Origin of the sequence: Nonomuraea sp. NPDC005692 (genome assembly GCF_040631115.1) — a bacterium.
Classification (GTDB): Bacteria; Actinomycetota; Actinomycetes; order Streptosporangiales; family Streptosporangiaceae; genus Nonomuraea.
In genome coordinates this window covers 60,396-77,239 of record NZ_JBEXYU010000004.1, presented here as the reverse complement: position 1 = coordinate 77,239, position 16,844 = coordinate 60,396, and the positions used below count along the sequence as shown (strand labels likewise).

Annotated in this window: 19 protein-coding genes; 8 read left to right on the top strand and 11 right to left on the bottom strand. The window is 74.7% G+C overall.

The genetic code is table 11. The features are described from left to right. The first annotated feature begins 81 nt into the window (after window positions 1-81). Together ABZ459_RS10965 and ABZ459_RS10960 are read left to right on the top strand one after the other, a co-directional pair. On the top strand, window positions 82-1,107 hold the full coding sequence (locus ABZ459_RS10965) for an NAD-dependent epimerase/dehydratase family protein (protein WP_357968696.1): 1,026 nt from the start codon (window positions 82-84) through the stop codon (window positions 1,105-1,107). A gap of 1 nt (window position 1,108) precedes the next feature. Beyond that, window positions 1,109-2,116, top strand: coding sequence for a dihydrodipicolinate synthase family protein (locus ABZ459_RS10960; RefSeq protein WP_357968693.1), 1,008 nt, complete (start codon window positions 1,109-1,111; stop codon window positions 2,114-2,116). Window positions 2,117-2,166: 50 nt separating this feature from the next. Here the strand turns inward: ABZ459_RS10960 and ABZ459_RS10955 are convergent, their stop codons facing one another. Next, a complete protein-coding gene (locus ABZ459_RS10955) occupies window positions 2,167-3,273 on the bottom strand; it encodes a dipeptide epimerase (protein WP_357968690.1) in 1,107 nt (368 codons plus the stop codon). A 247-nt stretch (window positions 3,274-3,520) separates the two neighbouring features. Between ABZ459_RS10955 and ABZ459_RS10950 the strand changes: the two genes are divergently transcribed. Next, window positions 3,521-4,018, top strand: coding sequence for a CAP family protein (locus ABZ459_RS10950; RefSeq protein ID WP_357968688.1), 498 nt, complete (start codon window positions 3,521-3,523; stop codon window positions 4,016-4,018). 64 nt (window positions 4,019-4,082) lie between these two features. On the opposite strand, the gene ppk2 is transcribed toward ABZ459_RS10950, so the two are convergent. The 4 genes from ppk2 to ABZ459_RS10930 all read right to left on the bottom strand — a co-directional run bounded on the left by ppk2 (window position 4,083) and on the right by ABZ459_RS10930 (window position 7,761). Further along, complete coding sequence (ppk2, locus tag ABZ459_RS10945; RefSeq protein ID WP_357968685.1) at window positions 4,083-5,042, bottom strand: polyphosphate kinase 2; 960 nt, start codon at window positions 5,040-5,042, stop codon at window positions 4,083-4,085. Between the two features lie 109 nt (window positions 5,043-5,151). Next, window positions 5,152-6,228, bottom strand: a complete 1,077-nt coding sequence (gene pstS, locus ABZ459_RS10940; RefSeq protein WP_357968683.1) for a phosphate ABC transporter substrate-binding protein PstS — start codon at window positions 6,226-6,228, stop codon at window positions 5,152-5,154. Between the two features lie 68 nt (window positions 6,229-6,296). After that, complete coding sequence (locus ABZ459_RS10935) at window positions 6,297-7,001, bottom strand: alpha/beta hydrolase (protein WP_357968680.1); 705 nt, start codon at window positions 6,999-7,001, stop codon at window positions 6,297-6,299. A gap of 1 nt (window position 7,002) precedes the next feature. After that, the gene (locus tag ABZ459_RS10930; protein WP_357968678.1) at window positions 7,003-7,761 is read right to left on the bottom strand and encodes a DinB family protein; all 759 of its coding nucleotides are present in this window, start codon (window positions 7,759-7,761) and stop codon (window positions 7,003-7,005) included. A 72-nt stretch (window positions 7,762-7,833) separates the two neighbouring features. Here ABZ459_RS10930 and ABZ459_RS10925 point away from each other — a divergent pair, with 72 nt between their 5' ends. Further along, a complete protein-coding gene (locus ABZ459_RS10925; RefSeq protein WP_357968676.1) occupies window positions 7,834-8,790 on the top strand; it encodes a WYL domain-containing protein in 957 nt (318 codons plus the stop codon). Here ABZ459_RS10925 and nhaA read toward each other — a convergent pair. Both nhaA and ABZ459_RS10915 read right to left on the bottom strand, forming a co-directional pair. Beyond that, window positions 8,787-10,007, bottom strand: a complete 1,221-nt coding sequence (gene nhaA, locus ABZ459_RS10920) for a Na+/H+ antiporter NhaA (RefSeq protein WP_357968673.1) — start codon at window positions 10,005-10,007, stop codon at window positions 8,787-8,789. The genes ABZ459_RS10925 and nhaA overlap by 4 nt on opposite strands. A 119-nt stretch (window positions 10,008-10,126) precedes the next feature. Beyond that, window positions 10,127-10,273, bottom strand: a complete 147-nt coding sequence (locus tag ABZ459_RS10915) for a hypothetical protein (RefSeq protein WP_352325968.1) — start codon at window positions 10,271-10,273, stop codon at window positions 10,127-10,129. A 146-nt stretch (window positions 10,274-10,419) separates the two neighbouring features. Here ABZ459_RS10915 and ABZ459_RS10910 point away from each other — a divergent pair, with 146 nt between their 5' ends. Next, complete coding sequence (locus tag ABZ459_RS10910; RefSeq protein WP_357968670.1) at window positions 10,420-10,752, top strand: YnfA family protein; 333 nt, start codon at window positions 10,420-10,422, stop codon at window positions 10,750-10,752. Here ABZ459_RS10910 and ABZ459_RS10905 read toward each other — a convergent pair. Then, a complete protein-coding gene (locus ABZ459_RS10905) occupies window positions 10,730-11,419 on the bottom strand; it encodes a glycosyltransferase family 2 protein (protein ID WP_357968668.1) in 690 nt (229 codons plus the stop codon). The two genes, ABZ459_RS10910 and ABZ459_RS10905, sit on opposite strands and share 23 nt — an antisense overlap. Continuing rightward, window positions 11,416-12,396 (bottom strand): NAD-dependent epimerase/dehydratase family protein, encoded by a 981-nt coding sequence (locus tag ABZ459_RS10900; protein ID WP_357968667.1) that lies wholly within the window; start codon window positions 12,394-12,396, stop codon window positions 11,416-11,418. The genes ABZ459_RS10905 and ABZ459_RS10900 overlap by 4 nt, the downstream gene beginning before the upstream one ends. 128 nt (window positions 12,397-12,524) lie before the next feature. Between ABZ459_RS10900 and ABZ459_RS10895 the strand changes: the two genes are divergently transcribed. From ABZ459_RS10895 to ABZ459_RS10885, 3 genes are all read left to right on the top strand, one after another. Next, the gene (locus tag ABZ459_RS10895) at window positions 12,525-13,850 is read left to right on the top strand and encodes a glycosyltransferase 87 family protein (protein ID WP_357968664.1); all 1,326 of its coding nucleotides are present in this window, start codon (window positions 12,525-12,527) and stop codon (window positions 13,848-13,850) included. A gap of 41 nt (window positions 13,851-13,891) precedes the next feature. Beyond that, entirely contained in the window at window positions 13,892-14,506 is a 615-nt protein-coding gene (locus ABZ459_RS10890) for a TIGR04282 family arsenosugar biosynthesis glycosyltransferase (protein ID WP_357968662.1), read from the top strand. 111 nt (window positions 14,507-14,617) lie between these two features. Continuing rightward, window positions 14,618-15,229, top strand: a complete 612-nt coding sequence (locus ABZ459_RS10885) for a methyltransferase domain-containing protein (protein ID WP_357968659.1) — start codon at window positions 14,618-14,620, stop codon at window positions 15,227-15,229. A 160-nt stretch (window positions 15,230-15,389) separates the two neighbouring features. On the opposite strand, the gene ABZ459_RS10880 is transcribed toward ABZ459_RS10885, so the two are convergent. Together ABZ459_RS10880 and ABZ459_RS10875 are read right to left on the bottom strand one after the other, a co-directional pair. Further along, the gene (locus tag ABZ459_RS10880) at window positions 15,390-15,803 is read right to left on the bottom strand and encodes a PepSY domain-containing protein (RefSeq protein WP_357968656.1); all 414 of its coding nucleotides are present in this window, start codon (window positions 15,801-15,803) and stop codon (window positions 15,390-15,392) included. Window positions 15,804-15,946: 143 nt separating this feature from the next. Continuing rightward, the gene (locus ABZ459_RS10875; protein WP_357968654.1) at window positions 15,947-16,789 is read right to left on the bottom strand and encodes a GNAT family N-acetyltransferase; all 843 of its coding nucleotides are present in this window, start codon (window positions 16,787-16,789) and stop codon (window positions 15,947-15,949) included. Between the last annotated feature and the right edge of the window lie 55 nt (window positions 16,790-16,844).

Here is a 16,844-nt window from a genome sequence, read left to right as displayed (position 1 = left end):
GCGTCGCCGGGCGGACGGCCGATCACCTCCCCCTGCCGGACCGGATGGGCGTGGCCTGCCGGCGACCCGAAGGAGCCGTGCGTGTTCACCTCTGAGCAGGAGCTGGAGGACCGGCTGGCCACCCCGTCGGCCGCGCTGGCCGCCGACGTCGCCGGCCTGGACGGCGACCTCGTCGTGCTCGGCGCGGGCGGCAAGATGGGGCCGAGCCTGGTCCGGCTGGCCCGGCGGGCCCTGGAGGCGGCGGGCCGCGGCTCGGCCCGCGTGTACGCCGTGTCCCGCTGGTCGGACGGCCGGGCGGCGCGGGCGCTGGCCGACGAGGGCGTCGAGGTGGTCGCCTCCGACCTGATGTCCGGCGGCGACCTGGCCGGGCTGCCCGACGCGGCCAACGTCGTGTTCATGGCGGGCGCCAAGTTCGGCACGTCGGCGGCGCCGTACCAGGCGTGGGCGGTCAACGCGGCGCTGCCGGCCGCCGTGGCCCGGCGCTACCGCGACTCCGCGATCGCGGTGTTCTCCACCGGCAACGTGTACCCGCTGGTGGACGTGGCCGGCGGCGGCAGCGCCGAGGAGGACCGGCCGGACCCGGTGGGCGAGTACGCGATGAGCTGCCTGGGCCGGGAACGCGTCTTCGAGCACGCCGCCGCGGCGTACGGCACCAGGGTCGCGATCCTGCGCCTGAACTACGCGGTGGACCTGCGCTACGGCGTGCTGGCCGACCTGGCGGCCACCGTGGCGGCGGGCGAGCCGGTCGACCTCACCACCGGGCACGTCAACGTCGTCTGGCAGGGGTACGCGAACGAGGTCGCGCTGCGGTCGTTGCGCCACGCGCGCGCCCCGGAGGCGTTCACCCTGAACCTGACCGGCCCGGAGACCGCCTCGGTGCGGCGCACGGCGGCCCGGCTGGCCGCCGCGATGGGGACGAAGGCGTCCTTCACCGGCGGCGAGAGCGGCACCGCGCTGCTCAGCGACGCCTCGCGCTGCCACGGCCTGTTCGGCTACCCGGACGTGCCGCTGGACACCCTGATCGCCTGGCAGGCCGGCTGGTTGTCGCGCGGGCTGCCCCTGTCGGGCAGGCCGACCAAGTTCGCGGTACGCGACGGGAGGTTCTGAGATGTCGATCGGCCTGCTGCGGGAGGGGACGGTCATCCCCGCCCACCCGCTGGCGCTGACCGGCGGGCGCGCCCTGGACGAGCGCCGCCAGCGCGCGCTCACCCGCTACTACCTGGCCTCCGGGGCGGGCGGCGCGGCCGTGGCGGTGCACACGACGCAGTTCGAGATCCGCCGGGCGGGCCTGCTGCGGCCGGTGCTGGAGCTCGCCGCCGAGGTCGTGGCGAAGGAGGCGGGGCGGCCGTTCGTCATGGTCGCGGGCGCGTGCGGCGGGACCGCCCAGGCCGTGGCGGAGGCGGAGCTCGCCGCCTCGCTGGGCTACCACGCCGTGCTGCTGTCGCCCCAGGTGCCCGGCGCGGGCGAGCCGGAGCTGCTGGCGCGGGCCAGGGCGGTGGGCGAGGTGCTGCCGGTGATCGGCTTCTACCTCCAGGAGGCGGTGGGCGGACGCCGGCTCGGCCCGTCGTTCTGGAGGTCGCTGAGCGAGCAGGAGTCGGTGGTGGCGATCAAGATGGCGCCCTTCGACCGGTACCGCACGCTCGACGTGGTCAGGGCGGTGGCGGCGTCCGGGCGCGGCGACGACATCGCGCTCTACACCGGCAACGACGACAACATCCTGGCCGACCTGCTCGCCCCCGTCGCGGGCCGCCGGATCGTCGGCGGGCTGCTCGGCCAGTGGGCGGTGTGGACGCGGGCCGCGGTGCTCATGTTCGACGAGGTGCGCCGGGCGTGGGCGGGCGACGACGAGGTCCTGCGTTCCCTGCTGGCCCGCGCCGGCGACCTGACCGACGCCAACGGCGCGGTGTTCGACGTGGCGGGCGGCTTCCGCGGCTGCATCGCCGGGGTGCACGAGGTGCTGCGCCGCCAGGGCCTGCTGGCCGGGACGTGGTGCCTGGACCCGGACGAGGGGCTCTCGCCCGGACAGGCCGCGGAGATCGCACGGGTGGGCGCGGCCTATCCGTGGCTGGTGGACGACGGGTTCGTCGCCGCGCACCTGGACGACTGGCTGCGCTGAGAGGGGAACCGGGGCCGGGACACGCGTCCCGGCCCCGGCTTATTCGTTCGTCAGACGGTCCAGTGGGCCGTGGACAGGGCGCGGACGGCTTCCTCGTCCACCTCGACGCCGAGGCCGGGGCCGGTGGGCACCAGGGCCGTCCCGCCCGAGACCTCCACCGTCGGGCCGCCGACGTAGGCCGAGCGCACGAACTGGCGGCCGTTGAGGTCGACCGGGGTGTCCACGCCGAACGCCGCGAACAGGTGCAGCGAGGCGGCGAACCCCAGGTCGGTGTCCGTCAGCCCCGAGCCCATGATGCGCAGCCCGGCGTCCTCGGCGAGCTGGCACAGCCGGCGCGACAACGTCAGCCCGCCCGACCGCTGCACCTTGGCGATGGCGATGTCGACGGCGTCGAGCTTGACGAACGTGGCCAGGTCTGTGGGATGGCGCAGGCTCTCGTCGAGCGCGACCGGGAGCGGGCTGTGGTCGCGCAGGCGGCGCAGCCCGGTGACGTCGTTGGCGGGCAGCGGCTGCTCGAACGCCGTGACGTCCAGGTCGGCCAGCCGGCGGGCCATGCGCAGCGCGCCGTCCACCGTGTAGGCCTGGTTGGCGTCCACCCACAGCGGCGCGTCGGGGGCCGCCTCCCTGACGGCCGCGACGACGGACACGTCCGTCGCCTCGTCGTGCAGGCCGACCTTGACCTTGAACGCGTGGTAGCCCTCCGCCCGCCCCTCCTCGACCGCCTGCCGCACCTCGCCGGGCGTCTGACCGGCCACGATCCAGCCGAGCGTGATCCGGTCGAGGCGGCGCTGGCCCCACAGCACGCCGACGGGCACCCCGAGAGCCCGGCCGAGCAGGTCGTGCAGGGCGATGTCGAGCGCGGACTTGGCGATGGGCGACCCGATCGTCAGCCCGCGGTTGATCACCTTCTCGTAGGCCGCGCAGGCGCCGTCCAGGTCCCAGGCCGGGCGGCCGAGGAGGGCGGGGGCCAGGTAGCCGGCGATCGTCGTCGAGATCGACTCCACGGTCTCGTACGTCCAGGCGGGCGTCGGCGTGGCCTCGCCCCAGCCGGTCACCCCGCCGGCCGTCACCTTGACGAGAACCCGCTCGGCGGGCTTCCCCTCGGTGGTGACGTTTCCTCCTGAAATGCTGAACGAACGGATGGACGGCAATTCCACGACGAATATCTCAATACGCTCGACGACCAGCGATTTCATCATTCTCCAATGAGCAGGAATTCATGCTTACCCGAGCATTTAAGCCTCCCGAATCTAGCACGCCGGAATTGATTTCAGAATCAATGGCAGGAATTCATGCGGCCCTTTCGCCGGGGCCCTCTGGCCGCATCCGGACGTTGACCGGCGGCCCGCCCGGGCGCAGGCTTCGGTGGTCCCCACTTCTCCCGTTCACGACGAGGTGATCGTGATGGCCGGACCCCGTCCCGCCCTTCCGGACGCGACCAGCGACAGCTTTCTGGCCGAAGCACTGAACGAGGCCAACGCCTACCGCGCCAAGCACCACGCGCCCCCCATGGAGATGGACGCCAAGCTCGTCGAGTACGCCAAGGAGCGCGCGTCCTCGCGCTCGGAGTACGCGAAGCTGTCGGCCGGCCACGACGGCCTGCGCGACACCACCGGCGAGAACATCTTCTGGGGCATGTCCTCCGGCTCCACGCCGAAGACCGCCGGCGACGCCGTGACCGCCTGGTACAACGAGATCGCCGACTACAACTGGGCGAACCCGCCGGGCGACCCGGCCAAGACCGGCCACTTCAGCCAGCTCGTCTGGAAGGACACCAGGAAGGTCGGCGCGGCCCGCGTCGCCGGCCAGGGCCCCGACGGGTTCGAGACCTACATCGTGTTCGTCTTCGAGAACCCGGGCAACTACGAGGGCGAGTACCCCCAGAACGTCCTGCCCGCCTGACGACGGGCCGGTCAGGGGGCGGCGAGGGCCCCCTGACCACCGGCCGCCGGCCGGCGCCGGACGGTCACGGGTCGGTGCCCTGGGAGGCGACGTGGTCCTCGTCGAAGATGTCCCCCGCCGAGATCACGATCCGCGGGTCGGGCACGCCGACGACCTCGTCGTCCTTGTCGTCGTAGTCGAAGAGGCTGAGCACGTGACGCATGGCCTCCAGCCGGGCGCGTTTCTTGTCGTTGCTCTTGATGACGGTCCAGGGCGCCGACTCGGTGTCGGTGTGCAGGAACATGTCCTCCTTGGCCTGGGTGTAGTCGTCCCATTTGCGGAGGGACGCCAGGTCCATCGGCGACAACTTCCACTGCCGCACCGGGTCCACCTGGCGGATGATGAACCGGGTGCGCTGCTCGGCCCGCGAGACCGAGAACCAGAGCTTGACCAGGTGCAGCCCCGAGTCCACCAGCAGGTCCTCCAGGCGGGGCACCTGCTCCATGAACTCCAGGTACTCGTGCACGTCGCAGAAGCCCATGACCCGCTCTACCCCCGCCCGGTTGTACCAGGAGCGGTCGAACAGCACGATCTCCCCGTTGGCCGGCAGATGGGCGATGTAGCGCTGGAAGTACCACTGGCCGCGCTCGCGCTCGCTCGGCTTCTCCAGCGCGACCACCGTGGCCCCGCGCGGGTTGAGGTGCTCCATGAAGCGCTTGATCGTGCCGCCCTTGCCGGCCGCGTCGCGCCCCTCGAACAGCACCACCAGCCGGCGGCCGCTGCCCTTGATCCAGTACTGCAGCTTGAGCAGCTCGATCTGCAGCAGCCGCTTGTCCCGCTCGTAGACCTCCCTGGACAGGCGCTCGTCGTAGGGGTAGTGCTGCCGCCAGGTGTCCACCGGCCGTCCGTCGGCGCGCACCAGCACCGGATCGTCGTCGTCGCCGTCGTCCACCCACAGCCCGGGAGTGGTGTCGAGCAGTTCGCTGTGCTCCGCGGCCGCCAGGGGGGCGAGGACCACGGGCTGCTCGTCGCCTGGACCGGTCATGCGGCCCGCGACCGGATGTTCGCGTTCATGGCGTCCTCTCTTCACCGGATGCGGCCGGCTAATCGTGCCGGCGGCCCCTGTTCCGGGAATTCCGCCGGCGGCGGGCCGTTCAGCTCGTGGCTCCCAGGTGGCCGCGTACCTGGGCGAGCAGGTCGTGCGGCAGGGGGGCGTAGCCGTACAGGGCCAGGTAGGACTGGCCGGCGTCGCTGGCGGCGTAGCCGAGGAAGGCGCGCGCCAGCGGGTCCGCCCGGCCCGCGCAGATGATCTCGTACGTGACCTGCACGATCGGGTAGGCGTCGGGGACCGGCCGCCTGTGGTCGAAGGTCAGCACCAGCCCGCGCCCGCCGCTCTCGACCGTGGCGCCCTGCAGGGCCTTGCTGGCGCTCTCCGGCGACAGCTCGGCGAACTGCCCGGCGGCGTTGCGCACGTCCGCGGTGCTCAGGCGGGCGCTGCCGGCGAAGCCGTACTCCACGTACCCGATGGAGTCCCTGGTGTGCTGGAGGACCTGGGTCATGCCGCTGGAGCTGGTGACGCCCTGGCCGGCGCCGGTCCACGTCCTGGCCGGCTGGTGCGGCCAGCCGCCGGTCGCCCGCAGGAACTCGGTGAGGTTCTGGGTGGTGCCGGACTGGCCGGAGCGGTGGAAGACGCGGATGCGGGCGGCCGGCAGGCGGTTGCCGGGGTTGTCGGCGGCGATCTCGCGGGCGTTCCACCTGGTGAGGCGCCCGGTGAAGATGCCCGTCAGGGTCGCCGGGGAGAGCCGCAGGCCGGGCACGGAGGGCAGGTTGTAGGCCACCGCGACCGGTGCGACGACCATCGGCAGGTGCTCGGCCCGGCCGCCGCAGCGCCGGTCGGCCCGGACCTGCTCCTCCTGGGTCATCGGCACGTCCGAGCCGGCGAACGCGCTGCGTCCCGCGATGAAGTCCTCGATGCCGCGGTCGGAGCCGTTGGCCTCGTAGACGACCCGCAGTTCGGGGTGGACGCGCTCGAACTCGCCGGTCCAGGCGTCGATGGCCCCCTTCTGCGCGGTCGAGCCCGAGCCGTGCAGCCACGCGGCGACCCGCTCGGGGGCGGCCCCTTCCTCGCTGCTCATGCTCAGGAACACGGCCCCGGCCGCGGCGGCGGCCCCGGCGACCAGAACGAGCACGGTGACCAGGACCGACTTGGCCGTCCATGTCAGCCTTGCCATTGCACAAGGCTATGAACCGGACGCGTCCGGACGCGTCATCCCGCGGTCAAGCCCACGGACACGAAGGGTTACCTTGTCGCCAAGCCGTCCGGCGTCCCGTCGGCCGCGGCGGCCAGGAGCCGGGCCAGCTCGACCGGCCTGGTGAACATGGGCCAGTGGCCGGAGTCGATGTCGACGAGGTCGAGGTGCTCGACCCGGGCCAGCTCCGCGTCGTCGCCGCCGTCGATCCACTCCCGTGCCTGCGCGGGGCTGAACTCGGGGCACACCACGACGGCCGGCACCCCGAACCGCCGCTCGTCCGTCATCCGCACCACGCCCTTGGCCACCCCCTCGGGGACGGGGACCGCGGCGGCGGCGAACCTCTTTCTGGCCTCCGCGTCGAGGTCGGCCGAGTCCGGCCCCTCGAACGGCTCCCATCCCGGGAACGGCACGACGCCGTCCACGGCCTCGAAGAGGTCGGCGTAGGCGCCGTCGGCAGCGGGAAAACCGCCGATGAAGGCGACCTTGCCCACCTTGTCCGGCCGCGCGTCGGCGGCCAGCCAGGCCAGCGTGCAGGCCGCGGAATGGCCGGCCACCAGAGGCCTGCCGTCCGCCGCGTCCACGGCGGCGAGCACCGCCGCCACCTGGTCGGCGAGCGTGGCGGAGGCGTTCCCGTCCCCCTGGCCGGGGAGGGCGACCGGCACGGGACGGTGGCCGAGCGCCTCGATCGCGGGCGCCACCTCGTCCCAGGCGGACGCGTCGAGCCAGAGGCCGCCGATGAGCAGGATGTCCATGTCAGTCTTCTTTCTCCAGTGCGTTCAAATCGCGTTCCGCGTAGAGCCGGTGTTCCCATTCCTCGTTGAGGACGATGTGCAGGCACTCCTTGAGGGGGAAGCCGGTCAGCCGCGGCCAGCCGGGCTCGTCGCGGGTGACGTGTGAGGCGAGCAGTTCGGGGGTGAGCGAGGCGACGACCCGGCCGATCATCGCCCGGCGGTCGCGGCGGACCGCGAGCACCTCCGCCAGCGGTGGCCGGGCCGCGCGGTCCCACGGGACGCCGTCCCAGCCGGGGGCCTCGTCCCATGGCAGGTCGAGCGGGTGCCAGGGCGAGAGGTCGCCCAGGATCATCCGGCCGACCCAGGCGGCCGAGGCGAAGTTGAGGTGCCGCAGCGTCTGGACGAAGGACCATTCGCCGTCGACGCCCCGGTGCAGCGCCGCCTCGGGGAACGTCGCGGCGCGGGCGAGGGTGCCCGCCCACAGCCGGTCCAGGATCGCCCATGCCTCGCCGAACCCCTCGGGGTCGTCGGGGCGCATCCTGGCGCGCTCGGGCATGCGGCGGTTCAGCTCGGCCTCGACGAGGGGGACGATGTCCACGCCGTTCACCACGACGTTCCGCAGCCGGCCGCTGATCTCGACGTCGACGAGCTCGGCGCCGCGCACCCGCACGCCGGACAGGTCTGCCGCGCGCACCCCGACGTCGATCAGGCGTACCCGTGTGAACGCGGCCTGCCGCACGCTCAACCCTTCGACGTGCGGGTCTTCCCGGGAGTCGGTCATGACGCCACACGGTAGGGCGTATTCCGGACGTTCTACTTCCGGTACCTGCCCTGACCGCTCTAATCTGCTCGGGTGCCGACCGAACTCAGCCCCACCGCGCGGGCCCTGCGCGCCATGGAGGTCCTCCGGCAGCGTCCCGGCGTGACGGCCGGCGAGCTGGCCGCGGCCCTGGGCGTGACCGAGCGCGCCGCCCGCCGGTACGTCGGGATCCTGCGCGAGGCGGGCATCCCCGTCGAGTCGGCCAGAGGCCCCTACGGCGGCTACCGGCTCGGCCGCGGCACCAGGCTGCCGCCGGTCGCCTTCACCGAGCCCGAGGCGCTCGCCCTGGTCATGGCGGTGTTCGACGGCCAGCCGGCCGCCACCGACCCCGACGACCTGGTGGGCACCGCCCTGTCCAAGGTCATCCGGGCCCTGCCGGAAGGCGTCGGACGGCAGGCCGCCGCGCTGCGCGAGCACGCCTCCGCCGCGCCCGACCGGTACGCGGCCCGTCCCGGCGTCGCCGTGACCAGCGCGCTGGTCGCCGCGTCCGCGGCCCGGCGGCGCGTCCGCATCGCCTACCGGAGCGGGTCGGGCACGGAGTGGGAGGCCGAGGTCGACCCCTGGGCGGTCGTCGTCCGGTACGGGCGCTGGTACCTGTTGTGCCACTCCCACCGCGTCGGCGCGATCCGCACCTACCGGGTCGACCGCGTCCGGGCCGTCCATGAGACCGTGCACGGCTTCCGGCCGCCCGACGGCCTGGACCCGGTGGCGGCGCTGGAGGAGAACCTGGGCACCGGATGGGCGTACTCGACCCGCGTGGTCTTCGACGCGCCCCTGGCCGAGGTGGCGCCCTGGGTGCACCCGCCCATGGGGCGGCTCGAACCGCACGGCGAGGGCTGCGTGCTGGTCGGCAGCACGGGCAACCCCGCCATGTACGCCCAGGAGTGGCTGCCGGCCGTGCCGTTCCCCTTCCGCGTCGAGGGCGGGCCGGAACTGCGCGCGGCGGTCGCGAGCCTGGCCGCCCGCCTGGCCGCCGCGCTGCCCGGCTAGGCCGCCGCCGCCCGCCCTGCCGTACGGTGCCGGCGGACGCGCGCGCCGAGGATCAGGGCGGCCAGCACGGACGCCGCCGCCGTGGCCAGCAGGATCGCGCCCTTGGCCTGCGTCAGGTACGCCGGCCCGGTGTAGGAGAGCTCGGCGATCAGCAGCGAGACGGTGAAGCCGATGCCGCCCAGCACGCCCACGCCGGCGATGTCGCTCCAGCCCAGCCGCGGGTTGAGATGGGCGCTGGTGAGGCGGGCGGTGAGCCAGGCGGCCCCGACGATGCCGAGCGGCTTGCCGGCCAGCAGCCCGGCCAGCACGCCCCAGGTCACCGTCCCCGCCCAGAAGCCGCCCGCCCCCGACAGGGAGATCCCGGCCGACAGCAGCGCGAACACCGGCAGCACCACCCCGGCGCAGAACGGCCGCAACACGTGCTCGGCACGCTGCGAGGGCGGCTCCGGCTCGCCGGCGTGCGGCCGGGTGCGTATCAGCAGGCCCATCGCGACGCCTGCGATGGTCGCGTGCACCCCGCAGGCGTGCACCAGCGCCCAGATCAGCACGGCGAGCGGCCCGTACAGCAGCCACGCGGGCAGCGCGCGGCGCACGGCGGTGACCGCGCGGCCCCGCCCGTGCTGCAGGTACGCCCACACGCACAGCGCGGCGGCGGCCCCGGCCAGGGCGGCGAGGTTCAGCCCCGAGGTGTAGCCGACGGCGATCACGACGACCGCGCACACGTCGTCCACGGTCGCCAGCGTCAGCAGGAACGTGCGCAGCGGGGCGGGCAGGCCGCGGCCCACGACGGCCAGGACGGCGAGCGCGAAGGCGATGTCGGTGGCCATCGGCACGCCCCAGCCGCGGGCCGCCTCGCCCGGCGCGGCGGCGTTCACCGCCAGGAACAGCAGCGCCGGGACCACCACGCCGCCGAGCGCGGCCACCACGGGCAGCGCGGCGCGGCGCGGGTCGCGCAGTTCGCCGTGCACGAGCTCCTGCTTGAGCTCGTTGCCGACGATGAAGAAGAACACCGCCAGCAGCCCGTCGGCGGCCCACGCCTGCGCGCTCAGGCGCAGGCCCAGCCACTCCGGGCCGAAGGACCACGTGCGCAGGGCCTCGTAGGAGCCGGCGAGGGACGAGTTGGCCCAGGCCAGCGCGGTCAGGGCGGCGACGATGAGCAGGACGCCGCCGACCGCGTCGGAGCGCAGGGCAGTGATGATCCGCGAGGAGGCAGACATGAAGGGAGAACTCCAGGACGGTACGGGCACGATCGGGCCGCCGGACGCGCGACCCCGCACGGCGGCCCGCGGAACCCCGGATCACCTCCGGGCGCGGGCCTCCGCGTGGCGGAGGGCTCTCAGCGGCCCTGCGGCGGGCGGATGCCCGCGATCACGCCCCACGTGCTGACGTAGCCGTTCGTGCCGACCGGACGGAACTCCAGCGGGCGCAGCGGGCGGGCGTGCCGCTCGCGCGCGAGGTGGAGGCAGGAGCGGAATTCGCGCACCTTCGCCTCCCTTTTGTCCGATCGTGTCCTCCTCCTACCCTACAAGTTCCCGCCGCTCCTGGAATCCGGTACCCGGGTACGGGATGACCGCGGACCTGCTGCCCCGGCCCCGCCGCCGCCCTCGCGGATGCGATGTACTGGCCGTCATGACGATGATCCGCTCCCTGCTGCTGTTCGCCCTGGCCGCGCTCGCCGAGATCGGCGGCGCGTGGCTGATCTGGCAGGGCGTGCGCGAGCAACGCGGGCTGCTGTGGATCGGCGGCGGCGTCGTCGCCCTCGGCCTGTACGGCTTCGTCGCCACCCTCCAGCCGGACGCCGACTTCGGCCGCATCCTGGCCGCCTACGGCGGCGTCTTCGTCGCCGGGTCCCTGGTGTGGGGCATGGTCGCCGACGGTTTCCGCCCCGACCGCTGGGACGTCATCGGCGCCCTGATCTGCCTCGCCGGCGTCCTCGTCATCATGTACGCCCCCCGCGCCTGACCTCGTCCCGGGGGCGCGCGTCCGCCATGACGCGGCGCATGTCGGCGACGGCCCGCAGCGTTCCGCGCAGGGTGCCGGTCACCTTCGAGCGGCCCGTGCGGGGCAGGTAGTCCACGTCCGTCTCGCCGATCCGCCAACCGGCCGCCGCGGCGCGCAGCACCGTCTCCAGCGGGTAGCCGAAGCGGCGGTCGGCCGTCCCGAGCGACAGCAGCGGCACGCGGGCGGCCGCCCGCATCGGCCCGAGGTCGCGCAGCGCCACCCCGGTGCGGCGGCGCAGGCCCCGGGCCAGGACGGCGTTGCCCAGCCGGGCGTGCGCGGGCCAGACGCCGGCGCCGCGCGGCCGACGGCGTCCGAGCACGAGGTCGAGCTTGCCGTCGAGGACGGGCCCGGCCACCCGGGGAAGCTGGGCGGGATCGAGCGAGGCGTCGGCGTCCATGAAGCAGACCAGGTCGGCGGAGGAGGCCAGCAGCCCGGCGTGGCAGGCGGCGCCGAACCCGCGCACGGGCTCGGTGACCACCCGCGCCCCGAGATCGCGGGCGACCCGCGCCGAGCCGTCGGTGGAGCCGTTGTCGACGACGATCGGGCGGTAGCCGGCGGGCATGCGCCCGAGCACCCAGGCGAGCGCGGCCTCCTCGTTCAGGCAGGGCAGGATCACGTCGATCGTCATGATCGGGCGAACTCCGCCATCCCGGCCTCGAACCCGATCGCGGCGCGGAAGCCGAGCTCGGCCTCCGCCCGCCGGGGCGAGGCGACGATGTGGCGGACGTCGCCCAGCCGGTAGCCGCCGGTGACCCGCGGCCCGGGGCCGCCGCACCCGGCGGCGAGCACGCGGGCCATCTCCCCCACGGTGCGCGGTGTGCCGGAGGCGATGTTCCAGGCCCTCAGCCCGCCGGCCGGCCAGGACGCGGTCAGGGCCGCGAGGTTCGCCCCGGCCACGTCCCGCACGTGGACGAAGTCGCGGAGCTGTTGGCCGTCCTCGAACACCGCCGGCGCCCGGCCGGCCCGCAGCGCGGAGCGGAAGATCGCGGCGACCCCGGCGTACGGGGTGTCGCGCGGCATGCGGGGCCCGTAGACGTTGTGGTAGCGCAGGGCCGCGACGGTCCCGCCGGTCTCCCTCGCCCAGTTGGCGGCCAGGTGTTCCTGGGCGAGTTTGCTGGTGGCGTAGGCGTTGCGCGGATCGGGCGGGGCGTCCTCCTCGATCGGCGCCCAGCGCAGGGGCTCGCCGCAGCGCGGGCAGGGCGGCTCGAACCGGCCGCCGTCCAGGTCGCCCGCGGTCCGCGGGCCGGGCCGGACGTCGCCGTGCGCCGCGCAGGTGTAACGTCCCTCGCCGTAGACCACCATCGAGGAGGCCAGCACCAGCCGGGTGATCCCGTGCCTGGCCATGGCGGCCAGCAGCACGGCGGTGCCGAAGACGTTGACGTCGGCGTAGGCGGGCAGGTCGGCGACGTCCACGCCCAGGCCCACCTTGGCCGCCTGGTGCACGACGGCCTCGACGCCGGGCAGCAGCGCGTCCAGGGCCGTGGCGTCGCGCACGTCCGCGCCGGTCCGCGTGTCGAGGCCGACGACGTCGTGGCCCGCCGCCTCCAGGGCCTCGGCGACGTGGCCGCCGATGAAACCGGCCGAGCCGGTGACCATCACTCTCACGCCGCCGACGGTAGCCGCCGGGCCGGGCGGGCCGAAGCGGCGTTCGCGGTTCGTAAGGCTTCTTACGAAGAACGAACGTGCACCGCCGCGGCGGCCCGGGACCGGCCCCGGGATGCGAGGCTGCCGCCGTGAACCGGAACACGACGGTGGCCGCCGGGACGCTCGCCGCCCTGGCGGCCGTGGTGCTGCGGCTGGTGACGGGACCGCCCCACCTGGGCTGGTACCTGGCGGCCTGGGCGCTGTTCGCGGCCGCGCTGTGGCAGACCGCCCGGCTGCCGGGACGGACGACGGCCGCGCTGGTCCTGGCCGGCGGGATCACGCTCGCCGCGACCGGCCTGGCCGCCCCGCCGAGCAGCAGCACCGACTCCTTCCGGTACGCCTGGGACGGCCGGGTGCAGGCCGCCGGCATCTCGCCCTACGACCACCCGCCGGCCGACCCGGCGCTCGTCCGGCTGCGCGACGACTGGCTCTTCCCGGCCGCCTGCGACGCCCCGGCCCTGTGGCCCCTGCCCGGCGGCGGCTGCACCCGGATCAACCGCCCCACCGAGCCGACGATCTATCCGCCGGTCGCGCAGGGCTACTTCCTGCTGGTCCACTGGTTGTCGCCGGACGGGGTGCGGCACAAGGCGCTCCAGCTCGGCGGCTTCGTGGCGGCCGTGGCCGTGCTGGCGATCCTGTGCCGGGCGGCGGGGGCCCGGCGGGCGGCGTACTGGGCGTGGTGCCCGGCCGTGCCGGTGGAGGCGGTGAACAACGCGCACGTCGACATGCTGGGCGTGCTGCTGGTGGTGCTGGCCTGCACCGCTGTACGGGGGCGCGGCGCGCTGCTCGGCGCGGCCGTGGCGGCCAAGCTGCTGCCGGTGACCGCGCTGCCCGGCGCGCTGTCCGGGGTGCTGGCCGGGGGGCCGGGTGCCTGGCGGCGGGTGCTCGGCACCGTCGTGCCCGCCGGGCTCGTGGTCGCGCTGTCCTACCTGCCGTACGTGCTGGCCTCGGGCGCCTCGGTGGCGGGCTACCTGCCGGGCTACCTCAAGGAGGAGCGCTACGACGGGCCCGGCGGCGGGAACCGCTACGCCGTCCTGCGGCTGCTCGTGCCGGACGGGTGGGCGCCCTGGGCCGCCATCGCGCTGCTCGGCCTGGTCGTCCTGGCCGTCCTGCGGTACGGCGACGCCGACCGGCCCTGGCGCGGCGCGCTGCTGGTCAGCGGCTCCCTCCTGCTGCTGTTCACCCCCGGCTACTCCTGGTACGCGCTGCTCGTCGTCGCCCTGGCCGCGCTGGACGGCCGGTGGGAGTGGCTGGGCGTCGCCCTGGCCGGGGCGGTCGCCTACACCACCGGCCCGGCGGCCCCGGGCAGCCCCGGCACCCCCGCGTACGCCCTGGCCGCCGTGGCCGTGCTGGCCGGCTGGGCCGTGCGGCGGCCCCGCGGCGATCACCTGCTGTCATCGGCACGGAAGGACTGAGGAAGCTGAGTCGTCCCACGTTCGAGCACTCGCCGCAGATCGTGCTCATCGCCAAGGAGCCCGTGGCCGGGCGCGTCAAGACCCGGCTGACGCCTCCGTACAGTCCGGCCGAGGCCGCCGCGCTGGCCGAGGCCGCGCTCCGCGACAGCCTGCGCGCCGTCGCCGCGGCCCCCGCCGGCCAGCGGATCCTCGCTCTGGACGGCCTGCCGGGCCGCTGGCTGCCGCCCGGTTTCGTGGTGATCCCGCAACGCGGCGCCGGCCTGGACGAGCGCCTCGCGGCGGCCTTCGCCGACGCCCACCGGCTGCGGCCCGGACCCGTCGTGCTCATCGGCATGGACACCCCGCAGGTCACGCCCGAACTGCTGCGCGAGGCCGGGGAGGCGCTGGCGGACCACGACGCGGTGTACGGCCCGGCGGCCGACGGCGGTTTCTGGCTGCTGGGGCTCCGGCGGCCGGACCCGGCGCTGCTCCTCGGGGTGCCCATGTCGCACCCGGAGACCGGCAAGGTCCAGCTCGACCGGCTCGTCCGCGCCGGGCTGGCCGTCCATCACCTGCCGGAGCTGGTCGACGTCGACACCGCCGCGGCCGCGACCGAGGTGGCCCACCAGGCCCCCGCCTCCTGCTTCGCCACCACCCTCCGAACGCTGCACCGATGACCGGGGAGAGCCATGCCGAACAGGGAACCGGGCCGGTGACCGGGAAAACTCTGCCGCACGGGGAACCGGGCCGGTGACCGGGAACAGTCACGCCATCGGGGAGCCGGGCCGGTGATCGGGGAGATCTATGCGGCCGCGCTCGCGGGTGAGCGCGCCGAGATCGAGTACCTGGACGGCACCCGCGCCGAGCTGCCGGCCGCGCGCTGGTCGGCGCCGATCGACGGCGACGAGGAGCTCCTGAGCCGCTGCCGCAGCCCCACGCTGGACATCGGCTCCGGCCCCGGCCGGCTCACGGCGGCGCTGACCCGGCGCGGCGTCGCCTCGCTCGGCATCGACGTCACGCCGCACGCCGTCGCCCTGACCCGCCGGGCGGGCGGGTTCGCCCTCCTGCGGGACGTCTTCGACGACGTCCCCGGCACCGGCCTGTGGGCGACGGCGTTGCTCGCCGACGGCAACATCGGCATCGGCGGCGACCCCGCGGCGCTGCTGCGCCGGGTCCGGCAGCTCGTACGGCCGGGCGGCACCGTCCTGGCCGAGCTGGCGCCGCCCTGGACGCGCAGCCGGGTCGACCGGGTACGGCTGCGCCGGGGAGCGCGTGCCGGGGAGTGGTTCGGCTGGGCGACCGTCTCGGCGGCCGACATCGGGCGCCTGGCCGCGAACGCGGGGTTCACGGCCGCCCACTGCCGGCCGACGCACGGCCGCTGGCTGGCCCACCTGCACTGACATCCAGCCCACGACCCCGGCACTGACACCCGGCCCTCAGCCGCCCACGACCCCCGGCACTGACACCCAGTCCCCGCCGGCCCACGACCCGCCGGCACTGGCGTCCGACGCCGGGCCGCGCCGGGATCAGCGTCCGGTCGGGCCGCCTGCCCGGCGCCGCTCAGTCGTCGTCGGCGTCGTCGTCGCCACCGGTCTGGCCGTGGTCGTCGTGGCTACCGGCGGTCTGGCCGTTCTTCTGGTCGGTCTTCTGGGCGTCCGCCTGGTCGTCGGACTCGTCGTCGGTCTCGTCGGCGAGGACGGTGCCCTTGGCGGCGTCCACGGTGATCTCGCGCTCGGTGCCGTCGGCGGCGTCGATGTCGATCTCCCAGACCTGGCCGGCGTCCTCGTTCTCCAGCTCGGCCGAGGTGACCTTGCCGCCCGGCACCTTCTCCAGCGCCGTCTTCTCGGCCTGCTCCCGGGGCACCGCCGGAGCGGGCGCGGACGTGGGGCTGGACGTGGGGGTGGAGGCGGTGGCGAAGGCGGTGCCGGCGCCCGCGGCGAGCACGGCGGCCGTGGCCAGTCCAGCGATGATCATAGGCTTACGCATGCGGAAACACTCCGTCGGTTCGGTCGTCGTCCTGACGCCTCCCAGAGTGGCCGCCGGGACGATAGCGACGAACTGCGGGAACCCTAACGTCCGGTTAAGAAGCCGAACGGGCCCCGCACCCCCCGACGGACCTACTCGTAACGGGCGCGACGGGCGATCTTCTCGAACCCGAGACCACCGAAGAGCGCGGCCGAGGCCGGGTTGTTGACGTTGACGTCCAGGAAGACCTGGTCGGCACCGCCCTCGCGCATACGTGCGAGCGCCGCGACGGCGAGCGCCCGCGCCAGCCCGCGCCGCCGCCACCCGGGCACGGCCCCGACCTGGATCAGGAACTCCTCCGCGCACGTCACGAAGCCGACGGCGACGTCGCCCTCGACCGCCACCAGCGAGCACCCCGGCAGGAACTCGTCGTCGACCAGCCAGTCCACCCACTCCTCCCGCGTCCAGCCGGGAAAGCCGGGACGGTCCGAGAAGGACGCGGAGTACGCCTGGTGGAAGGCCCCTTCGGTGAGCGGGGACCACTCCTCGACCGCCACCTGCGCCGGCATCGGGACGTCCGGCAGCGGCCGGGCCAGGTCGCGACGGAAGACGTCCTCGGCGAACGCCTGGCGGAAGCCGCGCGCCAGGAAGAGGTCGTACGCCTGCGGGGTGAGCGACTCGGTCTCCAGCCGCACCTTCCCGGGCTCGGCGGCCAGCCGGTCGAGCAGGCCCGACCCCAGCCCCCGTCCGCGGTGGTCGGGGTCGACCAGGCCGGTCGCCGCCGACGTCTCCCCCACCGGCCGCACGGCCCCGCAGGCCACCAGCCGGCCGTCGGTGAACGCGCCCACCGCGGTGCCACCGGTGTACCTGCGTTCCAGGAAGGAGGGCGACGCGGTGGCCGGGAGCCCGCCGTCGCGCGCCGCGCACCTGGAGGCCAGCCCGGCGATCGCCGGCAGGTCCGTGGCGGACAGCGCGGCCCATTCGATGCTCACCATGGTCTCCTTCGCGTGCGGATGATCAAGTATGTCATCACGCGGGGCCGCGCTGGAG

Coding starts and splice junctions, on each gene's coding strand:
- ABZ459_RS10935 (WP_357968680.1), bottom strand. CDS start 7,001: ATGGACATCCTGCTCATCGGCGGCCTCTGGCTCGACGCGTCCGCCTGG.
- ABZ459_RS10910 (WP_357968670.1), top strand. CDS start 10,420: ATGACGATGATCCGCTCCCTGCTGCTGTTCGCCCTGGCCGCGCTCGCC.
- ABZ459_RS10930 (WP_357968678.1), bottom strand. CDS start 7,761: ATGACCGACTCCCGGGAAGACCCGCACGTCGAAGGGTTGAGCGTGCGG.
- ABZ459_RS10960 (WP_357968693.1), top strand. CDS start 1,109: ATGTCGATCGGCCTGCTGCGGGAGGGGACGGTCATCCCCGCCCACCCG.
- ABZ459_RS10875 (WP_357968654.1), bottom strand. CDS start 16,789: ATGGTGAGCATCGAATGGGCCGCGCTGTCCGCCACGGACCTGCCGGCG.
- ppk2 (WP_357968685.1), bottom strand. CDS start 5,042: ATGACCGGTCCAGGCGACGAGCAGCCCGTGGTCCTCGCCCCCCTGGCG.
- nhaA (WP_357968673.1), bottom strand. CDS start 10,007: ATGTCTGCCTCCTCGCGGATCATCACTGCCCTGCGCTCCGACGCGGTC.
- ABZ459_RS10905 (WP_357968668.1), bottom strand. CDS start 11,419: ATGACGATCGACGTGATCCTGCCCTGCCTGAACGAGGAGGCCGCGCTC.
- pstS (WP_357968683.1), bottom strand. CDS start 6,228: ATGGCAAGGCTGACATGGACGGCCAAGTCGGTCCTGGTCACCGTGCTC.
- ABZ459_RS10880 (WP_357968656.1), bottom strand. CDS start 15,803: ATGATCATCGCTGGACTGGCCACGGCCGCCGTGCTCGCCGCGGGCGCC.
- ABZ459_RS10950 (WP_357968688.1), top strand. CDS start 3,521: ATGGCCGGACCCCGTCCCGCCCTTCCGGACGCGACCAGCGACAGCTTT.